The 25,620-nt window shown below is 67.3% G+C and carries 24 protein-coding genes, 1 tRNA gene and 2 pseudogenes; 10 read left to right on the top strand and 17 right to left on the bottom strand.

From position 1 onward, the window contains the following. Positions 1–12 precede the first annotated feature (12 nt). The 3 genes from ASC91_RS28565 to ASC91_RS28555 all read right to left on the bottom strand — a co-directional run bounded on the left by ASC91_RS28565 (position 13) and on the right by ASC91_RS28555 (position 3,278). Positions 13–939: an ABC transporter permease gene (locus ASC91_RS28565; protein WP_056205649.1), complete on the bottom strand. Its 927-nt coding sequence runs from the start codon at positions 937–939 to the stop codon at positions 13–15. Positions 940–1,012: 73 nt separating this feature from the next. After that, complete coding sequence (locus tag ASC91_RS28560; protein WP_056205647.1) at positions 1,013–2,137, bottom strand: ABC transporter permease; 1,125 nt, start codon at positions 2,135–2,137, stop codon at positions 1,013–1,015. A 22-nt stretch (positions 2,138–2,159) separates the two neighbouring features. Next, on the bottom strand, positions 2,160–3,278 hold the full coding sequence (locus tag ASC91_RS28555) for a BMP family ABC transporter substrate-binding protein (RefSeq protein ID WP_056205645.1): 1,119 nt from the start codon (positions 3,276–3,278) through the stop codon (positions 2,160–2,162). 280 nt (positions 3,279–3,558) lie between these two features. Here ASC91_RS28555 and queC point away from each other — a divergent pair, with 280 nt between their 5' ends. Further along, positions 3,559–4,263, top strand: coding sequence for a 7-cyano-7-deazaguanine synthase QueC (gene queC, locus ASC91_RS28550; RefSeq protein ID WP_056205642.1), 705 nt, complete (start codon positions 3,559–3,561; stop codon positions 4,261–4,263). After that, on the top strand, positions 4,260–4,805 hold the full coding sequence (locus ASC91_RS28545; protein ID WP_056205640.1) for a LemA family protein: 546 nt from the start codon (positions 4,260–4,262) through the stop codon (positions 4,803–4,805). Before queC ends, ASC91_RS28545 begins: the two co-directional genes overlap by 4 nt. 28 nt (positions 4,806–4,833) lie before the next feature. On the opposite strand, the gene folE is transcribed toward ASC91_RS28545, so the two are convergent. Beyond that, positions 4,834–5,526 carry a GTP cyclohydrolase I gene (gene folE, locus ASC91_RS28540; RefSeq protein ID WP_056205638.1) on the bottom strand — a complete coding sequence of 231 codons (693 nt, stop codon included), beginning with the start codon at positions 5,524–5,526 and terminating at the stop codon, positions 4,834–4,836. 43 nt (positions 5,527–5,569) lie between these two features. Between folE and rsmB the strand changes: the two genes are divergently transcribed. From rsmB to ASC91_RS29100, 7 genes and pseudogenes are all read left to right on the top strand, one after another. Then, positions 5,570–6,910, top strand: a complete 1,341-nt coding sequence (rsmB, locus tag ASC91_RS28535) for a 16S rRNA (cytosine(967)-C(5))-methyltransferase RsmB (RefSeq protein WP_056205636.1) — start codon at positions 5,570–5,572, stop codon at positions 6,908–6,910. Between the two features lies 1 nt (position 6,911). Next, the gene (locus ASC91_RS28530) at positions 6,912–7,472 is read left to right on the top strand and encodes a DUF4390 domain-containing protein (protein WP_056205634.1); all 561 of its coding nucleotides are present in this window, start codon (positions 6,912–6,914) and stop codon (positions 7,470–7,472) included. Beyond that, positions 7,469–9,754 carry an ATP-binding protein gene (locus ASC91_RS28525; RefSeq protein ID WP_056205631.1) on the top strand — a complete coding sequence of 762 codons (2,286 nt, stop codon included), beginning with the start codon at positions 7,469–7,471 and terminating at the stop codon, positions 9,752–9,754. The genes ASC91_RS28530 and ASC91_RS28525 overlap by 4 nt, the downstream gene beginning before the upstream one ends. Before the next feature lie 6 nt (positions 9,755–9,760). Beyond that, positions 9,761–10,129, top strand: a pseudogene (locus ASC91_RS30995) (response regulator); the annotation flags it as partial. A 144-nt stretch (positions 10,130–10,273) separates the two neighbouring features. After that, positions 10,274–10,459, top strand: a pseudogene (locus ASC91_RS30990) (helix-turn-helix domain-containing protein); the annotation flags it as partial. Between the two features lie 77 nt (positions 10,460–10,536). After that, a tRNA-Phe gene (locus ASC91_RS28515) sits at positions 10,537–10,612 on the top strand. A gap of 294 nt (positions 10,613–10,906) precedes the next feature. Continuing rightward, positions 10,907–11,680, top strand: coding sequence for a DUF4145 domain-containing protein (locus tag ASC91_RS29100; protein WP_082533090.1), 774 nt, complete (start codon positions 10,907–10,909; stop codon positions 11,678–11,680). A gap of 134 nt (positions 11,681–11,814) precedes the next feature. Here the strand turns inward: ASC91_RS29100 and ASC91_RS30580 are convergent, their stop codons facing one another. From ASC91_RS30580 to glpD, 8 genes are all read right to left on the bottom strand, one after another. Further along, positions 11,815–12,042: a hypothetical protein gene (locus tag ASC91_RS30580; RefSeq protein WP_235532133.1), complete on the bottom strand. Its 228-nt coding sequence runs from the start codon at positions 12,040–12,042 to the stop codon at positions 11,815–11,817. A 165-nt stretch (positions 12,043–12,207) separates the two neighbouring features. Then, complete coding sequence (locus ASC91_RS28505; RefSeq protein WP_056205625.1) at positions 12,208–13,941, bottom strand: ABC transporter substrate-binding protein; 1,734 nt, start codon at positions 13,939–13,941, stop codon at positions 12,208–12,210. 253 nt (positions 13,942–14,194) lie between these two features. Then, complete coding sequence (locus ASC91_RS28500; RefSeq protein ID WP_056205623.1) at positions 14,195–14,503, bottom strand: DUF2160 domain-containing protein; 309 nt, start codon at positions 14,501–14,503, stop codon at positions 14,195–14,197. 30 nt (positions 14,504–14,533) lie between these two features. After that, entirely contained in the window at positions 14,534–15,346 is an 813-nt protein-coding gene (locus ASC91_RS28495) for a carbohydrate ABC transporter permease (protein WP_056205621.1), read from the bottom strand. Next, positions 15,339–16,220, bottom strand: coding sequence for a carbohydrate ABC transporter permease (locus ASC91_RS28490; RefSeq protein ID WP_056205619.1), 882 nt, complete (start codon positions 16,218–16,220; stop codon positions 15,339–15,341). Before ASC91_RS28490 ends, ASC91_RS28495 begins: the two co-directional genes overlap by 8 nt. Beyond that, positions 16,217–17,245, bottom strand: coding sequence for an ABC transporter ATP-binding protein (locus tag ASC91_RS28485; RefSeq protein ID WP_056205617.1), 1,029 nt, complete (start codon positions 17,243–17,245; stop codon positions 16,217–16,219). Before ASC91_RS28485 ends, ASC91_RS28490 begins: the two co-directional genes overlap by 4 nt. Further along, positions 17,245–18,315 carry an ABC transporter ATP-binding protein gene (locus ASC91_RS28480; RefSeq protein ID WP_056205615.1) on the bottom strand — a complete coding sequence of 357 codons (1,071 nt, stop codon included), beginning with the start codon at positions 18,313–18,315 and terminating at the stop codon, positions 17,245–17,247. The genes ASC91_RS28485 and ASC91_RS28480 overlap by 1 nt, the downstream gene beginning before the upstream one ends. Further along, positions 18,306–19,934 (bottom strand): glycerol-3-phosphate dehydrogenase, encoded by a 1,629-nt coding sequence (glpD, locus tag ASC91_RS28475; protein WP_200955365.1) that lies wholly within the window; start codon positions 19,932–19,934, stop codon positions 18,306–18,308. The genes ASC91_RS28480 and glpD overlap by 10 nt, the downstream gene beginning before the upstream one ends. Before the next feature lie 185 nt (positions 19,935–20,119). On the opposite strand from glpD, the gene ASC91_RS28470 reads away from it, so the two are divergent. Then, positions 20,120–20,884, top strand: coding sequence for a DeoR/GlpR family DNA-binding transcription regulator (locus ASC91_RS28470; protein ID WP_056205613.1), 765 nt, complete (start codon positions 20,120–20,122; stop codon positions 20,882–20,884). 109 nt (positions 20,885–20,993) lie between these two features. Here the strand turns inward: ASC91_RS28470 and ASC91_RS28465 are convergent, their stop codons facing one another. The 5 genes from ASC91_RS28465 to ASC91_RS28445 all read right to left on the bottom strand — a co-directional run bounded on the left by ASC91_RS28465 (position 20,994) and on the right by ASC91_RS28445 (position 25,619). Beyond that, positions 20,994–22,397: a HipA domain-containing protein gene (locus tag ASC91_RS28465; RefSeq protein WP_056205611.1), complete on the bottom strand. Its 1,404-nt coding sequence runs from the start codon at positions 22,395–22,397 to the stop codon at positions 20,994–20,996. After that, positions 22,394–22,696, bottom strand: a complete 303-nt coding sequence (locus tag ASC91_RS28460) for a helix-turn-helix domain-containing protein (protein ID WP_056205609.1) — start codon at positions 22,694–22,696, stop codon at positions 22,394–22,396. Before ASC91_RS28460 ends, ASC91_RS28465 begins: the two co-directional genes overlap by 4 nt. Before the next feature lie 280 nt (positions 22,697–22,976). Beyond that, entirely contained in the window at positions 22,977–24,116 is a 1,140-nt protein-coding gene (locus tag ASC91_RS28455; RefSeq protein WP_056205607.1) for an MFS transporter, read from the bottom strand. Then, the gene (locus ASC91_RS28450; protein ID WP_056205605.1) at positions 24,113–24,574 is read right to left on the bottom strand and encodes a co-chaperone YbbN; all 462 of its coding nucleotides are present in this window, start codon (positions 24,572–24,574) and stop codon (positions 24,113–24,115) included. Before ASC91_RS28450 ends, ASC91_RS28455 begins: the two co-directional genes overlap by 4 nt. Before the next feature lie 70 nt (positions 24,575–24,644). Then, positions 24,645–25,619 carry a PHB depolymerase family esterase gene (locus ASC91_RS28445; RefSeq protein WP_056205603.1) on the bottom strand — a complete coding sequence of 325 codons (975 nt, stop codon included), beginning with the start codon at positions 25,617–25,619 and terminating at the stop codon, positions 24,645–24,647. Position 25,620 lies beyond the last annotated feature (1 nt).

The following is a 25,620-nucleotide window of genomic DNA, read 5'->3' as shown; positions in this document are numbered from 1 at the left end:
GGTTCCTTCGGTTCAACGGGACACACCGAGTTCGGCGGGCGCACCTTTGAGAGACTGGCTCGGCGTGCAGGTGGCCACGAGGATGAGCAGGGTCAGCGCGTAGGGCATGGCGTTGAACAGGTAGTAGCCGCCGCTCACGCCCACGCTCTGCAGCGCCGGGCCGATGGCGCCCGCGCCGCCGAACAGCAGCGCCGCGCCCAGGCAGCGCCAGGGGCGCCAGCGCGCAAAGATGACCAGGGCCACGGCGATCAGGCCCTGGCCGCTGGACAGGCCTTCGTTCCAGCTGCCGGGGTAGTACAGCGACAGTGACGCCCCGCCCAGGCCGGCAATGGCGCCGCCCACCGTGGTGGCGGCGATGCGCACCCCGTTGACCGAGTAGCCCAGCGCCCGTGCGGCGTCGCTGCTGTCGCCGGCCATGCGCACGACCAGCCCCCAGCGCGTGTTCTTGAAGCCCCAGGCCAGCAGCGCGGCCAGCGCCACGCCGATGGGGAAGAGGGCGTTGACCGACAGCGCGGTCTGCACGGCGGACGAGTCGCTCCAGGCGCCCAGCGGCAGCGACGGGATCTGCGGCGCCTGCGGCTGGATCAGCGGCTTGCCCAGGTAGAAGGCCAGGCCCGCGCCCAGCAGCATCAGCGCAATGCCGGTGGCGATGTCGGACACGCGCGGCAGCGAGCACAGCAGCCCGTGCAGCAGGGCCAGCAGCGCGCCGCAGCCGCTGGCCGCCAACACGCCCAGCCACGGCGAGCCGCTGAGGTAGGCGCCGCCGAAGCCGGCCATGGCGCTGAAGACGAGCACGCCTTCGAGGCCGAGGTTGATGCGGCCGCTCTTCTCGGTCAGGCACTCGCCGAGGCTGACGAAGAGGAAGGGCGTGCCCACCCGCAGCGCGCCGCCGATGACGGCGAGCAGCAGGTCGGGGATGACGTTCAGCGTGAGGCTCATTGGTGCGCCCTTCGGCCTGCGGCCTGTCCCGCCAAGCGGGAGCGAGCTTGCTTGGGGCGGCCCTGCGCGGCGCTCATGCAACCCCCTGAGGTTCAGCCGCCGCAGTGACGGGCGCTGGCCGCCTGGCCACTGCGCGCGGCGCGAACAACCGCCCGCGCAGCGCCTCGGCCGCGAGGATGAAGACGAAGGCGAAGCCCTGCAGCACCAGCACCGAGGCGTCGGGCAGGTCCAGCCGGCGCTGCAGCAGGCTGCCGGCCGCCGCAAAGCCGCCGAACAGCACCGCCACCGGCGGGATGGCCCAGGGGTTGTGTCGCGCCACGAAGCTGACCAGGATGCCCGTGTAGCCCAGGCCCGCGATCACCGAGGCATTGGCCGCCGTGTGCACGGCCGCCACCTCGATGGCGCCGGCCAGGCCCGCCGCCGCGCCGCCGAGGGCGCAGGCCAGCAGGATGAGGCGGTCGGTGGGCAGGCCGACGAGACGGGCGGCCCGGGCGTTGCCGCCCACCACGCGCATCGCGAAGCCGGAGGCGCTGAAGCTCAGCCAGGCACCGCAGGCCAGGCACAGCACGACGCCGATGACCAGGCCCCAGTGCACGTCGCCCAGCCAGGACTCCATGGCCGCGTCGCCCATGATGGGGCCGATGCGCAGGCCTTCAGCCAGCGGATGGGTGGACGGCTTGTTCAGGCTCGCCGGGTCGCGCATCGGCCCTTCGACGAAGTGCTTGAACAGCGCGATGGCGATGTAGCTCAGCAGCAGGCTGGAGATGGTCTCGTTGACGCCGCGCCACTGGCGCAGCCAGCCGGAGAGCATCACCCAGCCGCCGCCCAGCAGCGCACCGGCCGCCAGCACCATGGCGCTGCCGATCACGTTGCCGGGTGGGCCGAAGAGATAGGGCAGGCCGGCACAGCCCAGCGCACCAAGCACCAGCGCGCCCTCGCCGCCGATCATCGTCAAGCCGGCCTGCGCGGGCAGCGCCACGGCCAGCGCGGTGAGCATCAGCGGCGCAGCGCGCAGCAGCGTGTTCTGCCAGGAGAAGGCGTCGCCGAAGGCGCCGAGGAAGAGCAGCTTCCAGGCCTCCACCGGCGACGTGCCGCCCAGCCACACGAAGACGCCAAACAGCAGTAGCGCGGCAGTCAGCGCGAAGACGGGCAGCAGCAGGGCTTCGGCGAAGCCCTGCGCTCTTGAGGTGGCGGGCATGGCGGCGGCTCCTGGTGCGGGGTCAGACTTTGCCGATGACGCCTTCGACCAGGTAGTTCATGCCCTCCAGTTCCATGTCGGTCTGCTTGAACACCTTGCCGGCCGGAATGACAACCTTGCCGGTGTTGTCCTTGAGTTCGCCCTTGAAGATGTCGAAGCTGCCCTTGAGCATCTGCGCCCGCACTGCCTCGGCCTGCTTGCGCCCGCCTTCGGGCACCGAGCTGCCGTAGGGGCTGCTCTTGACGAAGCCGTCCTTGAGCCCGCCGCGCACGAAGTTCGGATGCGGCTTGCCGGTCTGCGCGGCGTCGATGATCTGCTTGTAGGCGGTGATCCAGTTCCACTCCGCGCCCGTCAGGTAGGCCTGCGGTGCCAGCTTGGCCTGGCTGGCGTGGTAGCCGCAGACGAACTTGCCGCGTTTGGCTGCTGTCTCGACGATGACCTTGGGGCCATCCACGTGCATGGTGAACACGTCCACGCCCTGGTCGGCCAGGCTGTTGGTGGCCTCGGCCTCCTTGACCGGCATGCTCCAGTCGCCGGTGAAGATCACCGTCGTCGTGATGTCCGGGTGCACGCTGCGCGCGCCCATCGTGAAGGCATTGATGTTGCGCAGCACCTGCGGGATGGGCTTGGCCGCGATGAAGCCGAGCTTCTTGCTCTTGGTCACATGGGCTGCAACCACGCCGTTGAGGTACTGGGCCTCGTCGATGTACCCGAAGAAGCTGCCGGCGTTCTTGGGGTGCTTGGCCGCGTCCCACAGCCCGCCGCAGTGCGCGAAGCGCACGTTGGGGTATTTGGGCGCCAGCGCCAGGATGTGCGGGGCGAAGTAGCCGAACGAGGTCGGGAACAGCAGGCCCGCGCCGTCCTGGGCGATCATGCCCTGCATGGTTTTCTGCACCGCGTTGGTCTCGGGGACGTTCTCCTCCTCCACCACCTTGATGCCCGGCATCTTCTTCACCAGCGCCGCGGCCTCGGCATGCGCCTGGTTGTAGCCGTAGTCGTCCCGCGGGCCGACGTAGATGAAGCCCACGGTCAGCGGCTTCTGGGCGTGCGCCAGGCCGCTCCAGCCGGCGGTCATCACGCCGGCTCCCGCAGCGCCCAGGCTGCCCAACAAGTGCCGGCGGTTCCATTGCGATCGCGTCATCCAGGCTCTCCTCAAGTTGCTTGATCCACGAAGTGCGCCGGTTGAGTTCCGGCTTGTGTTCAATGCGGTATACAAGCATGTGCCGTGCCAGTTTGCGCGTCTGGGAGAGGCGGGTTGGACGCGCACGCGGGCGGTGCAAAGGCGCGCCGCGCAGGGCGATTCGGGGGCGCGCAAGCACGGCCGAGGTGCCTGTCGGCCGGCTCTTGAAGGTGCCGAACCGGCGCGCCGGCACCCGGCCTGGCGCCGAGCATGGGCGGGGTGGCCGGGTAGCATCCCGGCCATGACCGACAACCGCAAAGCCCTGGTTCTGTTTTCCGGCGGCCAGGACTCCACCACCTGCCTGGCCTGGGCCCTGGACCGCTTCGCCGAAGTCGAGACGCTGGCCTTCGACTACGGCCAGCGCCACCGCATCGAGCTGGACTGCCGCAACACCGTGCGCGCCGAGATCGCACGCCAGTTCCCGCACTGGGCTGTGAAGCTCGGCGCCGACCATCTGCTGGACCTGTCCCTGCTCGGCCAGATCAGCGACACGGCGCTGACGAGCGAACGTGCCATCGAGCTGCAGGCCAACGGCCTGCCCAACACCTTCGTCCCCGGCCGCAACCTGCTCTTCCTGACCTTTGCCGCGACGCTGGCCTACCGCCGCGGCGCGTCGGTGCTGGTCGGCGGCATGTGCGAGACCGACTTCTCCGGCTACCCGGACTGCCGCGACAACACGATGAAGGCCATGCAGGTGGCACTCAGTCTGGGCCTGGACACGCCGATGACGCTGGACACGCCGCTGATGTTCATCGACAAGGCGGCCACCTGGCGCCTGGCCGATTCGCTCGGTGGCGGGGCGCTGGTGAAGCTCATCGTCGAGGACACCCATACCTGCTACCTCGGCGAGCGCGGCGAGCTGCATGACTGGGGCCATGGCTGCGGCCACTGCCCGGCCTGCGCGCTGCGAGCCAATGGGTTTGCTGCTTACCGGGCGGCGGCATGACGATCTGGAGCTGGGCTGGCGTCGCCGGGGCGGCGCTGTTGTTCTTCTGGGGCATTGGTGCCTACAACCGGCTGATGTCGCTGCGCAATGTCATCGGCGAGGCCTTTGTGCAGCTCGATGCCCACTTGAAGGACCGCGGCGAGGTCTGCGACAAGCTGCTTGCTGCCGTGGCGCCGCGGCTCTCCAGCGAACAAGCGACGTTCGATGCCTTGGCGAGCGCGCAGGCGGAATCGCAAGCCGCAGCCCTGGCCTCGCGGAGCAAGCCCTGGGCACCCGACCCGGTCGGCAGCCTGGCCGTGGCCAGCGCGCTGCACGCCGCGGCGCTGACCCGCTTGCTGTCTCTGCTGGACCATCAGCCCGAGCTGCGCAGCGAAACCGAGATCGACGGCCTGGTCAGCGAGCTGAAACTGATCGAGCGCCAGCGCGCATTCGCGCGGCAGGTGTTCAACCAGGCGGTCGGCCAGTACAACGAGGCCTTGCACCAGTTCCCGACGCGGGTGCTGGCGAATCTCTACGGCTTCAGCGAAGCGCGCTCGCTGTAGGCGGTCGGGCCGAGACTGGACGAGGGGCTCACGACTTCTTCATCAGCGACAGGAACTCCCGCCGCAGATTGGGATCGGTCAGGAAAGCCCCGCGCATGACGCTGTTGGTCATCGCGGCCTCGATGTCCTTGACGCCGCGCCAGTGCATGCAGAAGTGGTCGGCCTCCATGACGACGGCCAGGCCGTCGGGCCGCACGCGGGTCTCCAGCTCGTTGGCCAGCATGATCACGGCCTCTTCCTGGATCTGCGGGCGGCTCATGATCCAGTCCGTCAGGCGCACGTACTTCGACAGGCCGATCAGGTTGGAATGCTCGTTGGGCATGATGCCGATCCACACCTTGCCGATGATGGGGCAGAGGTGGTGGGAGCAGGCGCTGCGCACCGTGATGGGGCCGACGATCATCAGCTCATTGAGGCGGCTGATGTTGGGGAATTCGGTCACCGTCGGCGCCTCGGCGTAGCGGCCGGCAAACACCTCGCGCACGAACATCTTGGCGACGCGCTTGGCGGTTTCCTGCGTGTTGTGGTCGCTGTCGGTGTCGATGACCAGGCTCTTCAGCACCTCCTGCATGCGGGTCTGCACCTCGGCCTGCAGCGCGTCGAGTTCACCGGGCTCGATGTAGGCGGCGATGTTGTCGTTGGCGTGGTGGCGGCAGCCGGCCGACACGAGGCGGTAGCGGATGCGTTCGGAAACGGGCGCGTCGGGGGCGGGTGCATTCATGGGCGCGAATTCTCCGGCCAAAGCCCGCTCCTACACTGGCGCGATGTCCCAAAGCCCCCAAGCCGGCTCGATGTCGGCCCCCCTGCATCGGCTGCTGTCCCAGGCCGCCGATGCCGTCCAGGGCGTGCGTGAGGGCAAATCCCTGACCGAGTTGCTGGGCCGCGTGCCCGCTGACCTGCGCCCCGGCACCCAGGCCCTGGCCTTCACGGCGCTGCGCCGCCTGGGCGGCGCCGAAGCGGCCCGCCAGCAGCTCGCGCCCAAGGCACCGCCGGCGCGCGTCGACGCGTTGCTGCTGACCGCGCTGGCCCTGCTCTGGCCCGACCCCGAACCCGATTCGTCGCCCATGTACGCCGACCACACCCTGGTCGACCAGGCCGTCCACGCCGCCAAGCAGCGCGCGCCGGCCAGCGCTGCCTTCATCAACGCCGTACTGCGTCGCTTTCTGCGCGAACGCGGCGCCCTCGTCGCCGCCGCCGAGCGCAGCCCGCTGGGCGCCTTCAACCACCCGGCCTGGTGGGTCGAGAAGCTGCGGCTGGACTGGCCGGCGCAGTGGCAGGCCCTCCTGGCCGCCAACAACCGCCCACCGCCGATGACGCTGCGGGTGCACGCCCAGCGCGCCACGGCGGATGACTACGTGAAGCGCCTGGCGGCCGCCGGCATCGCGGCAAGGGCCCTGGGCGCCCCCACGCCCCAGGCCGTTGTGCTGGACAAGCCCGTGCCCGTGTCGGCCCTGCCCGGTTTTGCCGAGGGTCTGGTGTCCGTGCAGGACGCGGCCGCCCAGCTCGCCGCTCCGCTCGTCGTCGGCGCAGGCCTCAAGCCGGGTGCCCGCGTGCTGGACGCCTGCGCCGCACCGGGCGGCAAGACGGCCCATCTGCTGGAACTGCAGCCCGACCTGCAGCTGACCGCCCTGGACGCCGACGCGCAGCGCCTCATCCGCGTGCAGGACAACCTCAACCGCCTGCAGCAGCAGGCGACGCTGAAGGCCGCCGATGCCCGCCAGACCGGCACCTGGTGGGATGGCCAGCCTTTCGACGCCATCCTCCTTGACGCCCCCTGCAGCGCCTCCGGCATCGTGCGCCGCCACCCCGACGTGCGCTGGCTGCGCCGCCCCGATGACATCACCGCCCTGGCCCGCATCCAGGCCGAGCTGCTGGACGCGCTGTGGCCGCTGCTCGCGCCGGGCGGCCGCCTCGTCTACGCCACCTGCTCTGTCTTCCGCGCCGAAGGCCAGGCCCAGCTCGACGCGTTTTTGCAACGCCAAACTGACGCCAAGTCCCATGCCGTGCCCGGGTTCACAGGTCACCTGCTGCCCCTGGCTGACAATGGTTCGCAACAGCAGTCGCCTCTGGACGGCTTTTTCTACGCACTGATCACGAAACCCTGATTTGTTCGCCCGGATCGCCATCGCCGCCTTCTTTGCCGTGCTGCTCGCCCTGACCCCCGGGCCGGTGCGGGCCGACGGCATCGAGCTGTCCCAGCTGTCCGCGCGCCGGGCCGACGACGGCCTGGACCTGAGCTTCACGACTCATTTCGAACTCAGCCACCCCGCCGAAGATGCGCTGCACAAGGGGGTGCCGCTGTATTTCGTCGTTGAGGCCACCGTGCTGCGCAACCGTTGGTACTGGCGCGACGCCCGCGTCGCCCGCGCCGAGCGCACTTGGCGCCTGGCCTGGCAGTCCCTGACCCGGCAGTACCGCGTCTCCAACGGCGGCCTGCACCAAAGCTTCGCGACGCTGGACGAAGCGCTGACCGCGATGCGCGGCCAGAGCGCCTGGCATATTGCCGAGGCCAAGGACATCGAGGACGGCGGCAGCTACTACCTCGAGTTCAGCTACAAGCTCGACGTCACCCAGCTGCCGCGCCCCATGCAGATCGGCATGCAATCGGGCTTTGCGCTCAGCATCGAGCAGAAGCGCTACTTCGCGCCCGACTTCACTCTGAAATGACCAAGGTTTCGCGTTGGGGCTGGGTCATCACCCTGGTGACCCTGACGGGCGTGGCCGGTGTGCTGGCCTTCGTACTCATCGTCGGCACCACGTCCGAGCGCGCCTTCTTCGAGCGCCACTACAACTGGCTCTACTGGGTCAATGTGGGGGTCGCCGCGGTGCTGACCCTGGTCATCCTGACGGCCGCCGTGCGTCTCGTCCTGCGTGTGCGCAGTGGCCGCTTCGGCAGCCGACTGCTGCTCAAGCTGGCGAGCATCTTCGCGCTGGTGGGCATCGTGCCCGGCGTGATGATCTACGCCGTCTCCTACCAGTTCGTGAACCGCAGCATCGAGACCTGGTTCGACGTGCGCCTGGCTAGCGCGCTGGAGGCTGGCCTGAACCTCGGCCGCGGCACGCTGGACGCCATGGTGAGCGACCTCGGCACCAAGACGCGTGACGCCGCCGACCAGCTCGCCGAAAGCAGCACGCCGCAGTTGCTGGCGCTGGAGCGGCTGCGCGACAAGCTTGGCGCCCGCACGGTCGCCGTCGTCGGCGCCAACGGCCAGATCCTGCTGGAGGGCGGCGGCGATACCCGCCAGCTCACGCCCGACCGCCCCAGCAGAGCCATGCTGGACAAGGCCCGTGGCAGCGTGGCCAGCCAGCTCGAAGGGCTGGAGGACGAGGCCGCAGCCCTGGAAGGCGGCGCCCAGATCCGCACGCTGGCGCGGATGCGCAATACCGAGCTGCGCCTGGGGCTGGACGAGCGCTACCTGATGGTCATCCAGCGCATTCCGGCCAGCATGCTGACCAATGCCCTGGCGGTGCAGACCGCCAACGCCGAATACCAGCAGCGCTCGCTGGAGCGCGTCGGCCTGCGCCGCATGTACCTGGGCACGCTGACACTGGTGCTCATCCTGGCCACCTTCGCGGCCCTGCTGCTGGCCGTGACGCTCGGCAACCAGCTCGCGCGGCCGCTGCTGATGCTGGCCGACGGCATGCGCCTCGTGGCCCAGGGCGACCTCTCCGCGCGCCCCGTGCTCGCCTCGCGCGATGAACTCGGCGGCCTGACACGCTCCTTCGCCGACATGACCGGCCAACTGGCCGACGCGCGCGCGCAGGTGTCGCGCACCGTGGCCGAGCTGGACGCCGCCCGCACCCACCTGCAGACCATCCTCGACAACCTGACCGCCGGCGTCCTCGTCATCGACGCCGACGGCTTCCTCGAGACCGTCAACCCGGGTGCCACGCGCATCCTGCGCCTGCCGCTGTCGGCCTACATCGGCCGCCCCTTGGCCGACCTTGCCCCGCTGGCCGAGTTCTCCGCGTCGCTGGACCAGCGCTTCGAGCAGCACCTCGGCCGCGACAGCGGCGAGCGCGACATGGACCGCGAGCTCTGGCAGGACTCCTTCGAGCTCAAGCTCGACCCCAAGCAGGACCCGCTGACGCTGCTCGTGCGCGGTGCACCGCTGCCGCAGGCCGCGCGCCTCGTTGTCTTCGACGACATCTCCGAGGTGGTGTCGGCCCAGCGCTCGGCCGCCTGGAGTGAGGTCGCGCGCCGCCTCGCCCACGAGATCAAGAACCCGCTGACGCCCATCCAGCTCTCGGCCGAGCGCATGCAGCACAAGCTCGAAGCCAAGCTCGAAGGTACCGACCAGGCCATGCTCGTGCGTTCGGTGGCCACCATCGTCAACCAGGTGCAGGCCATGAAGCAGCTCGTCAACGAGTTCCGCGACTACGCCCGTCTGCCGTCGGCCCAGCTCAAGCCCCTGGATCTGAACGAGCTGATCCACGAGGTGCTCAGCCTCTACGCCGAGCCGCAGGAGCGGGGACACTTGACGGCCGAGCTGGCCGCCAACCTGCCCCACATCAAGGGCGATGCCAGCCAGCTGCGCCAGGTCATCCACAACCTCGTGCAGAACGCCCTGGACGCCGTGCACGAGCGCCCCGATGGCCATGTGGCCGTGCGCTCCTCGTTGTCCGTGACCGAGGGCGGCACGCCGCGTTCGGTGCGCCTGCACATCGTCGACAACGGCCCCGGTTTTGCCGAGAAAGTGCTCAAGCGCGCCTTCGAACCTTATGTGACAACCAAGGCCAAGGGCACCGGCCTGGGCCTGGCCGTCGTGAAGAAAATTGCCGATGAACACGGCGCCCGTATCTCCTTGCGCAACCTGCATCCGGCTTCCGATGCGGGTTCTCCCCCGGACGGCAGTCAGGAGGCTGTCGTGACCGGCGCGCAAGTTTCGCTATCATTTTCGAATCTGGCACCTGCCACCGAGCCCGGTGCACAGGCTGCCAAGACCTAAGGATTCATGGCCACGATTCTTGTTGTCGACGACGAACTGGGCATCCGTGCCCTGTTGTCCGAAATCCTCAGCGACGAGGGACACACCATTGAGCTTGCCGAGAACGCCACCCAGGCGCGGGCGGTGCGTGAACGCATGCGCCCGGATCTCGTGCTGCTCGACATCTGGATGCCCGACGTCGACGGCGTAACGCTGCTCAAGGAATGGGGCAGCGCCGGCGTGCTGACCATGCCCGTCATCATGATGAGCGGCCACGGCACCATCGACACGGCAGTGGAGGCCACCAAGTTCGGCGCCATCGCCTTCCTCGAAAAGCCGATCACGCTGCAGAAACTGCTGCGCGCCGTCGAGCAGGCGCTGGTCAAGACCGCCCCGCCGCGCCCCGCGCCAGCGGCGGTCGGCATGGCCAACAGCTATGCCCGCCCCGAGATGAGCCCGATGCAGGCGGCGCCCGCCAGCCTTGCGGGCAACAGCCACATGCCTGGCAACGCTTTGGCGTCCGAGCAGAGCTTCGAGCTCGACCGCCCGCTGCGCGAGGCGCGTGACGCCTTCGAGAAGAGCTACTTCGAGTTCCATCTCGCCAAGGAAAACGGCTCCATGACCCGCGTCGCCGAAAAGACCGGCCTGGAGCGCACCCACCTCTACCGCAAGCTCAAGCAGCTGGGCGTCGACCTGAGCCGCAACAAGCGCGGCAGCGGCGGCTGACGTAGCAAAAGCTACGCAGCCTGTGCTACAGTCGCGGACTTCGCTGAACGGCGCCAGCCATTCGGGAAGCAGATCAAGGCCTGGTAGCTCAGTTGGTAGAGCAGCGGATTGAAAATCCGCGTGTCGGTGGTTCGATTCCGCCCCAGGCCACCAGACAAGAACGGCACCCTTCGGGGTGCCGTTTGCGTTTGGGGGTTTGGGGCGGATGAGAACCACCGAGTGGTTCGCTCAAGGCAGTCCGGTGGACTGCCTTGGACGTGGCCTGTGGCCACGGGCCGAGCGCCCCGCGAGGCCGAGGGATCGGTCCGACCGATCCCGAGCATTCCGCTCTCGTGGCAAGCACTAGACTCCATTGGCGCGACAAGCACTCGGCGCAAGCCCCGCACAGGAAACTGGTCGGGGCTTTTCTACAATTCGCCGGTACATCTACAAAAAGAGGGGGGACCGATGGCTGACAACCGCGACAACTGGACCTGTTCGATCTGTGGCCATCATTCGACGCTTCACGACGCAGACCGACATCGCGTGAGCGTGGATCTATGGGCAGATACAAGCGTTGGGGAGGACGATGAAGGCTTTGTCGTTTTTCCTGCGTTGGTTCGGTGCCCGAACAAGAAATGCCGGCAGCAACATCTAGCCGTCAGCGCGGTGTACGGAAAAACTGGCGAAAACTCCTCCGGTAGAACGAGTGTGATTCCGGACTATTCGCGTCGTGTCGGCATAGGGCGGTTTACGTTTTTGCCGACTACAACCGCACCGTTGTCAGGAGACGTGCCGGCAGGCGTTCAAGCTGACTATCGCGAAGCTCATCTCATCTGCGAGCTGAGCCCAAAGGCATCCGCCACGTTGGCGCGTAGAGCGCTCCAGGGAATGATTCGCGACTATTGGGGCGTCAGCAAAAACACGTTGGCCAACGAACTGAAGGAAATCGAGACCAAGTGCGACGCTGATGTTTATCAAGCGATGATGGCCGTTAAGAGCGTTGGCAATATCGGCGCACACCCTGAGCGAGATATCAGTGTGATCATCGATATTGAGCCGGGCGAAGCAAAGCAGCTGCTTGATTTGGTCCACCTACTAGACCAAGAGTGGTATGTCGCTAGAGCGCACAAGCGAGCGCGGCTTGCAAGCATGACGGCGCTTGGGCAAGTCAAGTCCGCGGAACAAAAACAGGCTGGTTCGGCGCCCGCCGCGGCCGCGCCCTCAGCGCCGAAGATTTAGCGCCGCGGCGAGACCCGGTCACCAATTCGCGCGCGGACGTAGTGCTCGGTCATTTCCCGGTTTCGATGCCCAAGCAGCTTCTGCGAGTGCGCCAGGTCGCCCGTGTCGGTCGTGGCCCGATTCCTTGAAGCCCTTCACGCCCTGGCAGGGGTTCGTGGCGTCGGTGTAGTCCCACCCCTGGCCTTGTTGAAAAGATGGCTCAGAAGGGCCTTCTCGCGGTTCGCACGGGCCTTGGCCTGCTGACCGCGCTTGTCCATGTAGCCGCGCACGTGGTGGGGCTTGATCGCATCGATCTGCATACGGCCGAACACGGCCCGTATCGGCACCCTGCCGCCGGCCCACAACTTCGTCAACAGTCGCACCGGCGGCCTTCCAGCGCCTCGTGCGCGCCACTACGCCGCCATCACTGATCCAGCAAAACTGGGCCAGTTGCGGCGCTCGCGCGCAATCGCAATAAACAAGAAAAAAGACCCGGCACTTCGCCGGGTCCGACACGCCATCGCCGTCGGCGACAGACAGTGGCTTGCTCAGCGAACCTTCCCCGACTTCCACGCATTCAGCAGCGTGTCGTAGGCAATCGTTTCGCCCTTGGGTTTCTCATTGGCGAGCTTCTTCCACGGTGCGCTCTTGTCGGACAGCCACTTGCCCGGGTCTTCCTTCTTGTTGAGCTTGGGCGCGCAGCGGGCCATGCCGGCGCGCTCCAGGCGGCTCATGACCTGGTCCATCTCCTCGGCCAGGTTGTCCATGGCGGCCTGCGGGGTCTTCTCACCCGTCACGGCGACGGCGACGTTCTTCCACCAGAGCTGCGCGAGCTTGGGGTAGTCGGGCACGTTGGTGCCGGTCGGTGTCCATGCGACGCGGGCCGGGCTGCGATAGAACTCCACCAGGCCGCCGAGCTTCGGAGCCAGGTCGGTCATCGCGCTGCTGCGGATGTCGGACTCGCGAATGGGCGTCAGGCCCACGATGGTCTTCTTCAGCGAAACGGTCTTGGCGGTCACGAACTGCGCGTACAGCCAGGCGGCGGCGGTCTTGTTGGCGTCGTGCGCCTCGAAGAAGGTCCATGAGCCCACGTCCTGGTAGCCGTTCTGCATGCCCTGCTTCCAGTACGGGCCGTTCGGGCCCGGGGCCATGCGCCACTTCGGCGTGCCGTCGGCGTTGACCACGGGCAGGCCGGGCTTGGTCATGTCGGCGGTGAAGGCGGTGTACCAGAAGATCTGCTGGGCGATCTGGCCCTGGGCCGGCACGGGGCCGGCCTCGCCGAAGGTCATGCCGGTGGCTTCCTTCGGGGCGTACTTCTTCATCCAGTCGACGTACTTGGTGAGTGCGTAGACGGCCGCGGGCGAATTGGTGGCGCCGCCGCGCGACACGCTGGCGCCGAGCGGCGTGCAGCCGTCGGGTGAGGCGCGGATGCCCCACTCGTCGACCGGCTTGCCGTTGGGGATGCCGATGTCGGCGGTGCCGGCCATCGACAGCCACGCATCGGTGAAGCGCCAGCCGAGCGACGGGTCCTTCTTGCCGTAGTCCATGTGGCCGTAGATGGGCTTGCCGTCGATGGTCTTCACGTCGTTGGAGAAGAAGTCGGCGATGTCCTCGTAGGCGCTCCAGTTCAGCGGCACGCCCAGCTCGTAGCCGTATTTGGCCTTGAACTTCTGCTTCAGGTCCGGCTTGGCGAACAGGTCGGCGCGGAACCAGTACAGGTTGGCGAACTGCTGGTCGGGCAGCTGGTAGAGCTTCTTGTCGGGGCCGGTGGTGAAGCTGGTGCCGATGAAGTCGGCCAGGTCCAGCCCCGGGTTCGTCCACTCCTTGCCCTTGCCGGCCATGTAGTCGGTCAGGCTCATGATCTTGCCGTACCGGTAGTGGGTGCCGATCAGGTCGGAGTCGGAGATCCAGCCGTCGTAGATTGACTTGCCCGACTGCATGGAGGTCTGCAGCTTCTCGACGACGTCGCCCTCCTGGATCAGGTCGTGCTTGACCTTGATGCCGGTGATCTCCTCGAAGGCCTTCGCGAGCGTCTTGGATTCGTACTCGTGCGTGGTGATGGTTTCGGACACCACTGAGATCTCCTTCACGCCTTTGGCCTGCAGCTTCTTGGCAGCGTCGATGAACCACTTCATCTCACCAGCCTGCTGCTGCTTGCTCAGCGTGGAGGGCTGGAACTCGCTGTCGATCCACTTCTTGGCTTCGGCCTCGCCGGCCCATGCGCCCTGACCCACAGCCAGAGCAGCAGCGGCAAAGGCCACGGCATTCAAGCGCAATTTCATGTCTGTCTCCTGAGATGGCTTCCCATTGCTTGCACTGGCACGCCGGTCGGGAAGAGATGGCCGGCCGCCTTCTTGAAAAAACTGCGTCGCTTCAGAGGGTGAGAGGGCATCCGGCGTGGCCGAGATGGCTTCCCAAAGCGCCCTGGTCTAGGCGCAAAGCACAGCCGTAGCTCGGGCTACGGCGAGCATTTGCAACGACGAGCAGGGTGGTTTGGGGAGTCAAAGCGGGCATGCTGGATGTCCTCTCACCCTCTTAGCCCTTGCGCATGATCAGCGCGAGCAGCGCCATGGAGATCACGAAGCTGATCCAGATGGACGGCTCATCCACGAGGCCGAACCACGTGACCATCTTCTCGCTCAAGGCCACGAAGGCCAGGTTGACCCAGGCCGCCGCCAGCAGGCCGATGAACAGGCGGTCCCCGCGGGTCGTCTCCAGCGGCAGCCAGCCGCGGCGGCTGGTGGTGGGCGACTTCAGCTCCCAGACCGTCATGCCGATCAGCATCAGCACGATGCTGCAGAAGAACACCGCCACCGGCAGCGTCCAGGCCATCCACTCGAACATGCTTGTCTCCTTTCGGTCGATCGCCGGGCGCTAGACGCGGCCCATCGCGAAACCCTTGGCGATGTAGTGCCGCACGAACCAGATGACGATCGCGCCGGGCACGATGGTCAGCACGCCGGCGGCGGCGAGCACGCCCCAGTCCATGCCGGAGGCACTGACCGTGCGCGTCATCGTCGCCACGATGGGCTTGGCGTTCACGCTCGTGAGCGTGCGCGCCATCAGCAGTTCCACCCAGCTGAACATGAAGCAGAAGAACGCCGCCACGCCCACGCCGGCCTTGATGAGCGGGACGAAGATGGTCAGGAAGAAGCGCGGGAAGGAGTAGCCGTCGATGTAGGCCGTCTCGTCGATCTCGCGCGGGATGCCGCTCATGAAGCCTTCCAGGATCCAGACCGCCAGCGGCACGTTGAACAGCAGGTGCGCGAGCGCCACGGCGATGTGCGTATCCATCATCCCCAGCGTGGTGTAGAGCTGGAAGAAGGGCAGCAGGAAGACGGCCGGCGGCGTCATCCGGTTGGTCAAAAGCCAGAAGAAAACGTGCTTGTCACCGAGGAAGCTGTAGCGGCTGAACGCGTAGGCCGCCGGCAGGGCCACCAGCAGCGAGATCACCGTGTTGATGGCCACGTAGATCAGCGAGTTGATGTAGCCGGAGTACCAGCTCTCGTCGGTGAAGATGGTCTTGTAGTGTTCCCAGGTGAAGTGCTGCGGCCAGAGGCTGAAGCTGGACAGGATCTCCGTGTTCGTCTTGAACGACATGTTGACCATCCAGTACACCGGCAGGATGGCAAACAGCAGGTAGGCGATCAGGAAGATCGTGCGCTTCTTGAAGCGGCGCTCATCCATGGGCCACCTCCTTCGACTGCGTGCCCACGCGCTGCATCCAGTTGTAGAGGATGAAGCACAGCAGCAGGATGATGAGGAAGTAGATCAACGAGAAGGCCGCGGCAGGGCCGAGGTCGAACTGGCCCACGGCCTTCTGCGTCAGGTACTGCGACAGGAAGGTCGTCGCGTTGCCCGGGCCCCCACCGGTCAGCACGAAGGGCTCGGTGTAGATCATGAAGCTGTCCATGAAGCGCAGCAGCACGGCGATCATCAGCACGCCGCGCAGCTTGGGCAGCTGGATGAAGCGGAAGACGGACAGCTTGCTGGCGCCGTCGATGCGCGCGGCCTGGTAGTAGGCGTCAGGGATGGCGCGCAGGCCGGCGAAGCAAAGCAGGGCGACCAGCGGCGTCCAGTGCCACACGTCCATCACGAGCACCGTCAGCCAGGCGTCGGTCGCATTGCCGGTGTAGCTGTAGTCGATGCCGAGCTTGGCGAGCGCGGCGCCCATCAGGCCGATGTCGGTGCGGCCGTAGATCTGCCAGATGGTGCCGACCACGTTCCACGGGATCAGCAACGAGATGGCCACAAGCACCAGCACCGCGGAAGACTTCCACCCCTGGGCCGGCATCGAGAGCGCGAGGCAGATGCCCAGCGGAATCTCAACCAGCAGCACCGAAAGCGAGAACCCCACCTGGCGCAGCAGTGCGCCCTGCAAGTCCTCGTCGCGCATCACCGCCTTGAACCACTCGGTGCCGACGAACACGCGGCGCTCGGGGGAGATGATGTCCTGCACCGAGTAGTTCACGACCGTCATCAGCGGCAGGATGGCGGAGAACGCCACGCACAGGATGACCGGCAGGATCAGCAGCCATGCCTTCTGATTGACCGGCTTCATGCCATCAACTCCTCGTCCTTGTAATAGCAGGTGTGGCCGCCCTTCACGCTGAACCACGCGGTCTCGCCGACGGCGGCCGGCGTGATGTCGGGGCTGAGGCGCGCGCGGATCACGCTGTCGCCGGCCTTGGCGGTGACGAGCCAGTAGGTGCCCACGTCCTGCCGCTGCGTGACGACGGCCTGCAATGCGCCGGTCGCATCAGGTGCTGCCAGCGTCACGTACTCGGGCCGCACGCCCAGCGTCGTCGCGCCGGCGGGGGCACCGGGCAGGACGTCGGCGGGCAGGAAGTTCATCCCTGGCGAGCCGATGAAATGCCCGACGAAGGTGTGCTGCGGGCGCTCGAAGAGCTGGCCGGCCGTGCCGATCTGCACCGCGCGGCCGCGCGTCATCACCACCACTTCCTCTGCAAAGGTCAGGGCTTCGACCTGGTCGTGGGTCACGTAGATCAGCGTCAGCTTGAGCTCCTTGTGGATCTGCTTGAGCTTGCGGCGCAGCTGCCACTTGAGGTGCGGGTCGATGACGGTGAGAGGCTCGTCGAAGAGCACGGCGCTCACGTCCTCGCGCACCAGGCCGCGGCCAAGCGAGATCTTCTGCTTGGCGTCGGCCGCGAGGCCCGCGGCGCGGGTGTCGAGCTGGCCGCTCAGCTCCAGCATCTCGGCGATGACGCCCACGCGCTGCTTGATCCTGTCGCGTGGCACGCCGCGGTTCTTCAGCGGGAATGCCAGGTTCTCGGCCACCGTCATCGTGTCGTAGATGACGGGGAACTGGAACACCTGGGCGATGTTGCGCTGCTGCGGCGTCTGCCGCGTCACGTTGATGCCGTCGAACTGCACCGTGCCCTGCGACGGCGTGACGAGGCCGGAGATGATGTTGAGCAGCGTCGTCTTGCCGCAGCCCGAGGGGCCGAGCAGCGCATACGCGCCGCCATCGCGGAAGACCATCTTCAGCGGCAGCAGCGCGTAGTCTTCGTCCTGCTGGGGGTTGGGGCGGTAGGCGTGAGCCAGGTCGAGTTCGATGCGGGCCATCAGGTCAGCTCCTTGCTCGGCGCCACCAGCAGCTCGCCGCTGGCGTCGAACACGTACACCTGGCCAGGGCTCAGGTACAGCGTGAGGCTGGCGCCCAAATCGAAGAAGTGCACGCCGGTCAGTTGGGCAACCAGTTCTCCCACCGGGGTCTCCACGTGCACGAAGGTGTCGGAGCCCGAGATTTCCGCCAGCTCCACCGTGCCGGGGAGGGCCACGTCGCCCGGGCGGCTTTGCAGGTGCAGCGCGCTTGCGCGCACGCCGAGGGTCAGCGCGGCGCTGCGGGTGGCGGGCAGGGGAGTCGTGACCTGCACACCCGCCGGCAGGCTCACCCCCGACGGGGTGGCGTTGCCGGCGATGAGATTCATCGGCGGGTCGCTGAAGGCGCGCGCGACGCGGATCGACCGCGGCCTGTGGAACACCTCGGCCGTGGGCCCGTACTGGAGCACTTCGCCGGCCTCCATCACGGCGGTGTAGCCGCCGAGCAGCAAGGCTTCGGTGGGCTCGGTGGTGGCGTAGACCACGGTGGAGTCGCCCACGGCGAAGAGCTGCGTGAGCTCGTCGCGCAGTTCCTCGCGCAGCTTGTAGTCCAGGTTCACCAGGGGCTCGTCGAGCAGCATCAAGGGCGCGGCCTTGGCAAGGGCGCGGGCCAGCGCCACGCGCTGTTGCTGGCCGCCCGAAAGCTCTGCGGGCAGGCGCGAGAGAAAGGGCTCGATGTGCAACTTGGCGGCCAGTTCCTGCACGCGGCCGGCGATGTTCTTCTCGCGGCGCAGCTTGAGCGGCGAGGCGATGTTGTCATACACGCTCATCGACGGGTAGTTGATGAACTGCTGGTACACCATGGCGACGTTGCGCTCTCGCACCGGCATGCCGGTCACGTCCCTGCGGTCCACGTGGACCTGGCCGTGCGTGGGCTTGTCCAGCCCCGCCATCAAGCGCATCAGGGTCGTCTTGCCCGCTTGGGTGGCTCCCAGCAGCACCGTGACTGCGCCCGGCGCGAGCTTCAGGTCCAGTGGATAGAGATGGGTCTCGGGGCCCACCACCTTGCCGACCCGCTCCAGCGTCAACTCCATGTCGTCGTCCTCACGCTGTCTCCAATGCTTGTCGTTGTCGTCGTCGTTTCACCCGGCCAGCGCGTCGCCCACCAGCGGGCGACGTCCCGGCGTTGTGCTTCGCTCATGTGCAACCCGAGCTTGGTGCGGCGCCACAGCACGTCGTCGGGCGTGCGTGCCCATTCGTGGTCGTGCAGGTAGACGAGCTCGCCCTCGTGCAGGCCCGGTGCGATCTCTTCACCCAGGCCTTCGGCCCCAAGAACCCGGTCGATGCGAGCGCCATAGCAACGAGCCAGCCGATGGCGCAGTTTGACCGGCAGCGCCGGGTGCCGCTCCCCTAGCTTCTGTTCGAAACGGGCGAAGTCGACATCCGGCCGCGTGGCCGGGCCGATCCAGGCACTCAGGTCGCCACCGGGCAGCCAGGTGCCTGCGGTCCATGCGGCCGTCTTCAAGCCCAGGCCTTTGCAAAGCCCGTCCGCCGCGTCTTCGGCCAGCTTGCGGAAGGTTGTGATCTTGCCGCCCCACACGGTCAGCAAGGGCGGGCCGTCGGTGTCCAGCTCGAGCAGGTAGTCACGGGTCACGGCCGAGGGATCTTCGGCGTCGTCCTCGATCAGCGGACGCACGCCGGAGTAGCTCCACACCACATCGCCCGGCGCCACCGGCTTGACCATGTAGCGGCTCGCCTGTTCGCAGAGGTAGCGGGTCTCGTCGTCGTCGATCTTCGCGTCGCCGGCCGGGCCCTTGTGCTCGACGTCGGTGGTGCCGATGAGCGTGTAGTCGCCCTCGTAGGGAATGATGAAGATGACGCGCTTGTCGGCGCCCTGCAGCGCGTAGGCGTGGTCGTGGTCGAACAGCTTGGGCACGACGATGTGGCTGCCCTTGACCAGCCGCAGGGGCTTGATCTTCGATGCCTGCGCGTGAGCGTGCTCCTTCAGGAACTGCGCCGCCCAAGGCCCCGCCGCGTTGACGAGGGCGCGGGCGCGCACGAGGCGGACGGTGCCCGTGGCGCCCTGGAGGGTGACCTGCCAATGGGTGCTGTCGCGCTGGGCGTCGATGCAGCGCCAACCCGGCAACACCTGGGCCCCCCGCTCGGCGGCGTCCAGTGCGTTGAGCACCACCAGCCGGGCGTCGTCGGTCCAACCGTCGGAGTACAGGAAGGCACGGGAATAGCGCGGGTTCAACGGGGCGCCCAATGTGTGCCCGCGCAGGCGGATGGTGCGTGAGCCGGGCAGGAACTCGCGTCGCGCGAGGTGGTCGTAGAGGAACAGGCCGATGCGCATCATCCACACCGGGCGCATGCTTGGGTCGTGTGGCACCACCAGCCGCAGCGGACGCATGATGTGCGGGGCGCTGCGCAGCAGCACCTCGCGCTCGGCCAACGCCTTGCGCACCAGCAGGAAGTCGTAGTACTCCAGGTACCGGATGCCGCCGTGGATCATCTTGGTGGATGCCGACGACGTATGGGCGGCCAGGTCGTCCTTCTCGCAAAGCACCACCGACAGGCCGCGCCCGGCCAGGTCGCGCGCGATGCCGGCACCATTGATGCCACCGCCCACGATGAGCACGTCGCACGCTTGCGCTGCACTCGGGTGGGCGGGAGATGCGGCCGGTTGTGTCACGCCCGTCGGGGAGTCGTTCAAGCTGTCTCCGATCTTCGTGTGGTCGCCGAGCAATGCGCGCCGGCAGGTTCGCTTTTGTTCGTATTGGTTCGAAGTTTTTCTTTTTAAGTCACAAGCGAACGCTGCGCAAGAGCAAATCCACCCCTATGGAACATCTCCGCGCGCCTTTACGCTGGCCCCCCAAGCTTGAACCCTGCCTTGCGCGCATGATCCCCAACCCTCGACAAGCCCTGCTGATCCAGGAGGTGCGCAATCGCGGCGCGGTCTCGGTGGAGGCCTTGGCCGAACAGTTCGGCGTGACGCTGCAAACGGTGCGTCGCGACGTGAAGCAGCTCGCCGCCGCGGGCCTGCTCGCGCGCTTTCACGGCGGCGTGCGCATGCCCACCTCGACGACCGAGAACATCGCGTACCGGCAGCGCCAGCAGCTCAACGAGCACAGCAAGCAGCGCATCGCGCGGGCCATCGCGGCGGTCGTGCCGCAAGACTGCTCGCTGATCATCAACATCGGCACGACGGCCGAGGCGGTTGCGCGCGAGCTGATGAACCACAAGGGCCTGCGCGTCATCACCAACAACCTCAATGTCGCCGCCATCCTGAGCGACAACCCCGCCTGCGAGGTCATCGTGGCGGGTGGCGTGGTGCGGTCCCGCGACCGGGGCATCGTCGGCGAAGCCACGGTGGACTTCATCAGCCAGTTCAAGGTGGACATCGGGCTGATCGGCATTTCCGGCATCGAGGACGACGGCACCTTGCGCGACTTCGACTATCGCGAGGTCAAGGTGGCGCGGGCGATCATCGAGCACTCGCGGCAGGTGTGGCTGGCGGCCGATCATTCGAAGTTCAACCGGCCGGCCATGGTCAAGCTGGCCAGGCTCGACGAGGTCGACATGCTGTTCACCGACCAGGTGCCGCCAGCGCCGTTTCCAGCCCTGCTGGCGGAAGCGGGGGTGCAGTGCGAGGTGGCGCCTTGAGATGGAGCTCAAAGGCAAACCAAATAGGCACGCAGGCACAGAGGCAAGGCATGAAGGCTGCTTCGCGGTGCCTCTGTGCCCCTGTGTCAGCGCCGCGAACTCCAAGGCGTCACAGAAACTCAGGTTTCATCTTGGACGCCTCGTCCGCGAGCTTGGTCAACCGGGTAGCCTGTCCCACGACGAAATCACGGAGTTGGCCTGCAAAGGCGCGCTCACTGTCGTCGATGTAGTCGTCCGCCAAGGCCTGTGCCAGCGCGTGTTCCACCGCCAGTTTGGCCAGCCGTGCGGCCTCGCGTTTCAGTAGCTTCCTGTCGACCCCGCATCGCTGCGCAAAGTCGGCCAGCTGAAACGCTCCTACCTCTTCCAGCGAGAAGGCATCGCCCCAGGCCATGGACAACTGGTGGTCGATGCCTGCGTACTGAACCACACTGACCAGGTCATACCAGGGCGCCGGGTCCAGCCCCTCGCGTCGCACGAAGAACGAGAAGTTCTTGCCGTGCGCGTCGCAGTTGCCGATCAGGAATTGGAACAGGGCCCACCTCAGCAGGGTCATGCGTGCCACGGCCTTGTTGACGGTCTGCTCCACGCGTTCGAACAGCATTTGGAAACTCACGCCCTCCCGGATGTTGCGGACGTGCGCGCCACTCCCCAGGTTCCGCTCGTACTTGAAGCTCTCGGGCAGGTCCGAGGCCTGACAGGCGTCGATGATGTGCAGGCGCCGCACGGTGGGCTCGTTGGCGCCATGCGCGGCACCGTCTCCGGCGCCTTGCACGACAACCCGGTCGAAGCGGCGGACGACGAGTACCGGCCGTGGTGTCCGATAGATGCCGACCTCCGCGACGGGCAGCTTCATGCGCCGCGCCAATGACATGCAGAAGTGTTCGTTGACGACGAGATGCGGTGTCACACCACGCGCGGGGTCGGGCTTGAGGATGTGAGTCGATGCCAGGGGCGGCTCGACCAGGAACAGACGTCCTGCGTCGCTCAGCGGGCGGTCCAGGTAGACCATCAACTTGTCCTGCACGCCCGCGATGGACATGCGGACCTTGCCATCCCAGACGGCCAGCGGAATCTGGTCGCGCTCGGCAATTCGTTGGTCCAGTTCTTCGCGGGTCACCTCACGCGGCGGTTTGGCGGCGGCGGCCGGCGGCACGTCATCCGAGCGCCAGAATCGGAACGCCCCGGTGGTCTCGGTCCCAAGTGCGCTGATGAGGGCGTAGATGTTCGACTTGGAGACACGATAGGTCGTGGCCGTGACGTCGAGCGCGCGGCCCTCGGGCAACAGGTTCTCCACGAAGCGCTTCACGGCACCGACGGCATAGCCGTCGGCCGGGGGTTGGAAGGGCAGCGCAGGCGACAGGGGAAACGCTCCCGGCGCCGCGACCCAGTTCGCTTCGTAGTCCAGCGACCACCGGTCGTTCAGGGCCTCATAGCCCAGCGTCGCGACCTTCTGGCCGTCGGCCCAGAGGTTGAGCGCATGCGGGGCAACAGGGGCGTCGGCGGCCGAGTTCATGGCTGCTCCGCAGGCTCGACGCCGGGACGCGAGACGGACTGCATCGTTGGGTGGTCCTTGGGGCCGAGCACGAGGGCGAGCCCCAGGCTGTCCAACACCGCCAGCAGCTTGTCCAGTCGCACGGAGCCCTTGCCGTTCTCGAGGCGGGAGAGCAGGTCGACGGAGACGCCGCTCAAAGAGGCCGCATCGTCGATGCGCAGCGACTGTGCCCGGCGACGGGCTCGGATGGCCGGGCCGAGGGCGCCGGCATCCACGACGCGCAGGAGTTCGGGTGGCGGGGCGGTAGGGTTGGAAGTCATTTCGGAATTCCCGGGATGAGGCGCTCCAGACGATGCCGGAAGGCTGAATTTCTTGAATTCCGAAATCATGCCACAGCTGTGGCTTTACAACTTAAAATTCATTAAATTCCGAAACTGTCTCGCTATCTTCGGTCCTGCCAGCTTGATGCCTTAAATTCCGAAACGAGTTTGCCCGCCATGCGACAGCACAAGGGCGAGCTCACCGCGCGCATCAAGTGGCCCAAGCCGGCCGGTCGTGGGTAGATGACCCCGCCCCGGTTTCGTCCTGCTGCGCCCGGCGTCAGGCCCCGCGCATTGCCCGCTTCGCCGACAGCGCCATGAAGACGGCGAACACGACGACGACGACCAGGCCGGCGGTCAGCGACGAATGCTCGGCGATCAACCCGATCAGCGGCGGGCCGGCCATCATGCCGAGGTAGCCGACGCCAGACACCGCCGCGATGCCGTGGGCCGAAGACACGCCGGGCACTTGCGACGCCGCGCTGAAGATCACCGGTACGACGTTGGACAGGCCCAGCCCCACCAGCGCGAAACCGATCAGCGCCACGACGGGCGAGGGCAGGGCCAACGCCAGCGCCATGCCGGCGGCGCCGAGTACGCCGCTGGCCCGCATCAGCTTCGTGCCCGACATGCGCGCTCGCACCCAGTCGCCGCCGAACCGGCCCACGGCCATCGCGCCGCTGAAGCTGGCGTAGGCGAGGGCCGCGGTGCTGGGCTCGCTGCCGCGCTCCTGCTTCATGAAGAGCACGCTCCAGTCGTACATCGCGCCCTCGGCGATCAAGCCCATGGACGCCAGCACGCCCAGCAGCAGCAGCGGGCCACGCGGAATGCTCAGCGGTCGCTTTTCGTCGGCCGCACCGGGCTCGACGGGCAGCATCGCGCGGCTGGCCACCAGCGCGCAGACGGCACCCAGGCCGGTGGCCACGAAGAGATGGCCCTGCGGCGTGAGGCCCAGCGCCGGCGCGACGCTGCCCAGGCCCGCGCCTGCCATGCCGCCGAGGCTGAACATGCCGTGGAAGCCGCTCATCAGCGGCCGCTTGGACAGGCGCTCGATCTCGGTCGCCTCGACGTTGACCGACACATCGAGCAGGCTGCCCGTGATGCCGAAGCCGAGCATGACGACGAGCAGCGCCGCATAGGACGAGAACGCCAGCAGGCAGGCGACGCTGGCGCAACACAGCACGCCCATGGTGGCAGCCACGGCGCTGGGGCCGAAGCGGCCGACGATGCGGCCCGCCTGGGCCAGGGCCAGCAGCGCGCCGACGCCGCCGGCCAGCATGGCCAGTGCCAGGGTTTGCTCGCCCAGCCCGTAATGGGCCTTGACGGTGGGCACATGCACGCCCCACGTGGCGAACATCACGCCCAGCACGAAGAACTGCGTGCGCAGGGCCCACGAGGCGCCGGTCAGGGAGACCGTCACTTGGCCGAGGCAGTCACGCGGCTGAAGAAGTCGTAGACGCCCTGGTCGCCCATCTTGCGGGCGTCGGCCAGCTCGCCGCCTTCGGTGGCGTAGATCAGCTTGCCTTGCGGCGACAGCACGGCGACGGCGGGGATGCCTTTCTTCAGTGGCACGCGATAGCTCTCGGCAATGTCGACATTGCGGTCGAAGCGGCCGACGTCGACCTTGACGACCTTGAAGCTCTTGGCGATCAGCGGCGCGCTCGGGCCGTGCTTGAAGCTGTTGTCCAGCATGCGGCAGTCGCCGCACCAGTTGGCTCCGAAGACGACGAGGACGGGCAGCTTGGCCTTCTCGGCCTCGGCCAATGTGGTGCGGATCGCGGCCTTGGCGTCGACGCCTTCGTCGTAGATGGCCGGCGGGCCGCCAGCGGTGGCGCAAAGGCTGGTGGCAACGAGGAGGGCGGTGGTCAGGAAACGCATGGCGGTGGGAGCGGCATTGGTTCGTGCAGCGCAGTATGGGTCAGAAAATTGGAAGCGATTCCAGCAGGGTCTAGCGTGAGGCCTGCTCGAAGAAGCGCCAGATCACGTCGTTGGCGTCCAGCGCCTGCGAGGCCGCCCCTTTGCCGCGGCGCACGCTGGGCGCGCCAGGCCAGGAATGGCCGCCGGTCTCGGTGACGCAGAGCTGCACGCTGACGCCGCCGCTGCAGCCGCTGTAGGTCTCGCAGGTGGCGCCGGGCTTGTCGAGCACGCGCTGCGGCGGCACCGCGCAGTGGTCGCGCTGCACCCAGCGCGAGATCGTCTCGGGCACGGAGATGAAGCTCATGACCTTGCTCTCGTCGCGGAAGGCGCCTTGGCCGGCGCCGCCGTTGAAGAGCACATGGTCATCATCCTTGGCGTGGATGTGCAGCACGGCGATGGGCTTGCTCGGCGCGCAGCTGGCGGTGGCATCGGTGCCGGCGACCGAAGCGACGGCGCGGAACACATCGGCGGCCTCGCAGGCCAGGCGGTGGCTGAGCATGCCGCCGTTGGACATGCCGGTGGCGAAGACGCGGCTGGCGTCGATGCTGTATTTGTCCTTGATCGCCATGACGGTGGCGCGGACGAAGGCGACGTCGTCCACATTGCGGTCGCGCGCGTCGCCGCAGCAGCCGCCGGCGTTCCAGGTGGCGAACTTCCCACCCGGCAGCTTGCTGTAGCCATTGGGGAAGGCGACGACGAAGCCGGCCTGGTCGGCCTTCTTCTGCAAGCCGTATTTCTCGTCGTCGGCCATGTACCCGGCATGGCCGCCGCCGCCGTGGAAGGCCAGCACCAGCGGCGCGGGGCGGCTGGCGTCATAACCCGTCGGCAGATGGACCAGCACCTTGCGGCCCTGCACCTGCAGCTCCTGCAAGCCGCCCGTCTCGGCCGTGCCGCGTTCGGCGCGGCGCTCCTCGATGCGGGCCTTGATGCGTTCTCGCAGCGTCCCTTGGGCCTGCGCCGTTGGCAGCAGCGCCAGCAGGACAAGGGCAAGCGCCAGCCCGCGCATG

Source organism: Pelomonas sp. Root1237, from assembly GCF_001425055.1.
Taxonomy (GTDB): Bacteria; Pseudomonadota; Gammaproteobacteria; order Burkholderiales; family Burkholderiaceae_C; genus Pelomonas.
This window is presented reverse-complemented; position numbering and strand designations above follow the sequence as displayed.

Excerpts from the sequence above, each read along its gene's own strand:
- ASC91_RS28470 (WP_056205613.1), top strand. The coding sequence starts at position 20,120 with ATGATCCCCAACCCTCGACAAGCCCTGCTGATCCAGGAGGTGCGCAAT.
- ASC91_RS28450 (WP_056205605.1), bottom strand. The coding sequence starts at position 24,574 with ATGCGTTTCCTGACCACCGCCCTCCTCGTTGCCACCAGCCTTTGCGCC.
- ASC91_RS28555 (WP_056205645.1), bottom strand. The coding sequence starts at position 3,278 with ATGACGCGATCGCAATGGAACCGCCGGCACTTGTTGGGCAGCCTGGGC.
- queC (WP_056205642.1), top strand. The coding sequence starts at position 3,559 with ATGACCGACAACCGCAAAGCCCTGGTTCTGTTTTCCGGCGGCCAGGAC.
- ASC91_RS28465 (WP_056205611.1), bottom strand. The coding sequence starts at position 22,397 with ATGAACTCGGCCGCCGACGCCCCTGTTGCCCCGCATGCGCTCAACCTC.
- ASC91_RS28525 (WP_056205631.1), top strand. The coding sequence starts at position 7,469 with ATGACCAAGGTTTCGCGTTGGGGCTGGGTCATCACCCTGGTGACCCTG.
- ASC91_RS28460 (WP_056205609.1), bottom strand. The coding sequence starts at position 22,696 with ATGACTTCCAACCCTACCGCCCCGCCACCCGAACTCCTGCGCGTCGTG.
- folE (WP_056205638.1), bottom strand. The coding sequence starts at position 5,526 with ATGAATGCACCCGCCCCCGACGCGCCCGTTTCCGAACGCATCCGCTAC.
- ASC91_RS28565 (WP_056205649.1), bottom strand. The coding sequence starts at position 939 with ATGAGCCTCACGCTGAACGTCATCCCCGACCTGCTGCTCGCCGTCATC.
- ASC91_RS28445 (WP_056205603.1), bottom strand. The coding sequence starts at position 25,619 with ATGCGCGGGCTGGCGCTTGCCCTTGTCCTGCTGGCGCTGCTGCCAACG.
- ASC91_RS28480 (WP_056205615.1), bottom strand. The coding sequence starts at position 18,315 with ATGGAGTTGACGCTGGAGCGGGTCGGCAAGGTGGTGGGCCCCGAGACC.
- ASC91_RS28485 (WP_056205617.1), bottom strand. The coding sequence starts at position 17,245 with ATGGCCCGCATCGAACTCGACCTGGCTCACGCCTACCGCCCCAACCCC.
- rsmB (WP_056205636.1), top strand. The coding sequence starts at position 5,570 with ATGTCCCAAAGCCCCCAAGCCGGCTCGATGTCGGCCCCCCTGCATCGG.
- ASC91_RS28560 (WP_056205647.1), bottom strand. The coding sequence starts at position 2,137 with ATGCCCGCCACCTCAAGAGCGCAGGGCTTCGCCGAAGCCCTGCTGCTG.
- ASC91_RS28545 (WP_056205640.1), top strand. The coding sequence starts at position 4,260 with ATGACGATCTGGAGCTGGGCTGGCGTCGCCGGGGCGGCGCTGTTGTTC.
- ASC91_RS28490 (WP_056205619.1), bottom strand. The coding sequence starts at position 16,220 with ATGAAGCCGGTCAATCAGAAGGCATGGCTGCTGATCCTGCCGGTCATC.
- ASC91_RS28500 (WP_056205623.1), bottom strand. The coding sequence starts at position 14,503 with ATGTTCGAGTGGATGGCCTGGACGCTGCCGGTGGCGGTGTTCTTCTGC.
- ASC91_RS28495 (WP_056205621.1), bottom strand. The coding sequence starts at position 15,346 with ATGGATGAGCGCCGCTTCAAGAAGCGCACGATCTTCCTGATCGCCTAC.
- ASC91_RS29100 (WP_082533090.1), top strand. The coding sequence starts at position 10,907 with ATGGCTGACAACCGCGACAACTGGACCTGTTCGATCTGTGGCCATCAT.
- ASC91_RS28505 (WP_056205625.1), bottom strand. The coding sequence starts at position 13,941 with ATGAAATTGCGCTTGAATGCCGTGGCCTTTGCCGCTGCTGCTCTGGCT.